The sequence below is a fragment of the Vibrio salilacus genome (assembly GCF_002811245.1).
Classification (GTDB): Bacteria; Pseudomonadota; Gammaproteobacteria; order Enterobacterales; family Vibrionaceae; genus Vibrio; species Vibrio salilacus.
Genome location: NZ_NIVQ01000052.1, coordinates 1 through 2646 on the forward strand (window position 1 = coordinate 1; position 2646 = coordinate 2646).

Below are 2646 nucleotides of genomic sequence, written 5' to 3' on the forward strand. Positions count from 1 at the left end.
AAGAACATAGATCGAAGAAACTTTAAGCCACTGAAATACAAGTAAACATAACGCCCGGTTAAGGGGCTGGCAACGTAACAACAAAAGCCAACATTACCGAAAATGCCACGCGTTGACAGTCCCTCTTGAACCGTTTGTTATGCCACCGCCACTCAGTACCTAGAAGTAATATCTACCACCTAGATAACCACTGCCAAAACTGGTAGTTACGCTGTCAACTTTGACCTGAGCTGAGCGATAGCCAATCATTATGTCCATCGACCTATTCACTTTAAAACCAAGCTCAATGCCCAATTGATAACCTAATTCGGTTTCAGACTCTGCGATATTGTTTATGGGAGATTTGGCATCGACTTTCACTAAACCAACACCACCAAATGGAGCAAGATAAACATCACCAAATTCATAGTTCACAAATAGCTTCGGTTTAACGTTAACAAACACCCCACTACCCGAAACATCTAGAATATTTGAATAATTCACTTTACCAAGCTGACGATATTCAGCCTCTAGGTCAATGCTAACCTGCTTGTGAGTCGTAAATTCATATCCAGCAGAAAGCCCAAAACCAGACTTACCAAAATCACTATTCTCTTCAAGTGATGTGCCACCACTTTCCAACATAATAGTGTTCGCAAATGAAAGCCCGAGACCAATATAAAACTCTCGAACTGGCTCATTTATACTTGGTTCCATACTTGCGTACACATTTTGCGTAAAAACCATACAACTAAGAAACGCCAAATTTGATAATTTCATTTATTTCCTTATACAAAAGTTAATTGAAGATGGCATAACGCCCGCTTAAGGGGCTGACAACGCTACTACCAAGTTTCCGCATAACACCGTAACCACCGAAATCAACGCACAGTAAAAATGCCGCGCGTTGGAAGTCCCTCTTGAAGCGTTTGTTATGTAACTGGCGCAAAAGCCTTTTTAAGGACTTCTTCCACATTACCAGCTGAACAACCAATTGTTCCTGTCACGAAATGTGAATGACCATTTTCAGTTTCGAACTTGTATGAATCAGCAAAGTCTAAATACTCGCTTCCCGATAATTCAATACCTTTACTTTCAAAGAACTCAAACGCCTTAACCATGAAATTAAAAATGCATGGATTAATATTAACAACCTCTCCATACCACCCAAAAACAGATTTAATCACTGATTGCTCTTCTTCTCGATACTTATTGGGAATATTCGAAATAGCTTCTTCAACAAGCTTACTTGGAACTAAACATAGATACAGTAAATCTGTTATAATCAGCGGCATATCTTGTACTGGAAGAATACGTAATTCGTTAATTAACTCATCTTGATGATGAAAAAGATTTCTGAGCGATTTTAGAGCAATAAACTCTTGAATATCGAAAAAACCACCCAACTTTGCCTTATCTAATTTATCATTAAGGCTATGAATTGCATTGAGTAAATTGAACAACGTGTCCAAGGTTGGACTTACATTGTGTGAATGGTAAAGCCTAAAAATTCTTTCACTCGCAGGAAGTACTGCTTTCATTTTCTCTCCAAACTTAAACTAGTTACATAACGCCGCATTAAGGTGTGAGCGGCGCTTGGCTATACTTGAGCGAAGCGAAACTGCCAAGCGTTGCGAATCACTCTTAAATGCTTTGTTATGCAACAGTTTTTTCCATCACTATTCTTCGTTTGAGTACATGTTTCTCTTCAAGCAATGCAATATTAAGCTGTTTTTCACATTCAGAGACATAAGGTTCATATGTGGTTATATAAAAACCCTCATGATCATCTGCTTCTATTTGAAAGATAGCTCGATGATTGTTTACAAATTCGATAACTTCTCGGTCAATGCTATCACCACATTGGTCTTTCTCTGTAGCCATTAACTTCAAAAATGTTTCTTTATACGGTGAAACGTCATTTCTAAAATTATTTAGTTGTAACTCAACTTCTTTTGCCCATTCTTTCACTACATAGCTAATTAAAGCAGGATGAATACGAAAAATATCTCGTTCTCGATCTATATTAGCCACCTTACATACATAACCATTTTTTAAAGGGACATCAACTTCATCGTAACCCCACTCTAAGCAACGTTCACCCTTAGATAACCGATAGAATAATCTTTTTGTCTCATAATCAAAGTATGGGTAGACTTTTTTAAATCGTACAAGGAGTTCTGTGTTAAAATTCTCTTTTTCTAGTCGCTCTCGAGACTGTTTTCTACTGTTCTGATATTTACTCCAAATTCCATTGATGATTTTATAAATCAACTCACCAATCAAAGATCCCAAACCCAAACTAACAAAAAGGACAATAAGGTTTTTTTGTTCGGTCGGTACATTAAACTTAGCTATTAACAATGATACTTTTGACCATGATAATAGTAAAAACACGCCAATGGATATATATTTCACCGAAGCTTTCGTCGATGTTAATGACGATAGTATTTTAAATACCGTACTAGTTGTTTCACTCATTTTGTACTCTGAACTCCTTTTGTTGCATAACGCCCAATTAAGTAGCCCGAAACGCACTGGCTCACTTTCCGCATTGCTCGGCAACACGAATTTCAACGCAAACCAAAATCGCCGAGCGTTGAGGGTCTGCTTGAATTGTTTGTTATGTTTTACCACAAATGACTGATTTATTTGGCAAAGAACTGC

At 37.5% G+C, this 2646-nt stretch carries 3 protein-coding genes; all 3 read right to left on the reverse strand.

The features are described from left to right. Positions 1-159: 159 nt before the first annotated feature. Entirely contained in the window at positions 160-759 is a 600-nt protein-coding gene (locus CDZ87_RS16480; RefSeq protein ID WP_100754500.1) for an outer membrane beta-barrel protein, read from the reverse strand. Between the two features lie 152 nt (positions 760-911). Further along, positions 912-1520 (reverse strand): hypothetical protein, encoded by a 609-nt coding sequence (locus CDZ87_RS16490; protein ID WP_100754501.1) that lies wholly within the window; start codon positions 1518-1520, stop codon positions 912-914. Between the two features lie 115 nt (positions 1521-1635). Continuing rightward, positions 1636-2646: hypothetical protein (locus tag CDZ87_RS16495; RefSeq protein WP_216639395.1), on the reverse strand; the 1011-nt coding region annotated here is incomplete at its 5' end.

Coding starts and splice junctions, on each gene's coding strand:
- CDZ87_RS16480 (WP_100754500.1), bottom strand. CDS start 759: ATGAAATTATCAAATTTGGCGTTTCTTAGTTGTATGGTTTTTACGCAA.
- CDZ87_RS16490 (WP_100754501.1), bottom strand. CDS start 1,520: ATGAAAGCAGTACTTCCTGCGAGTGAAAGAATTTTTAGGCTTTACCAT.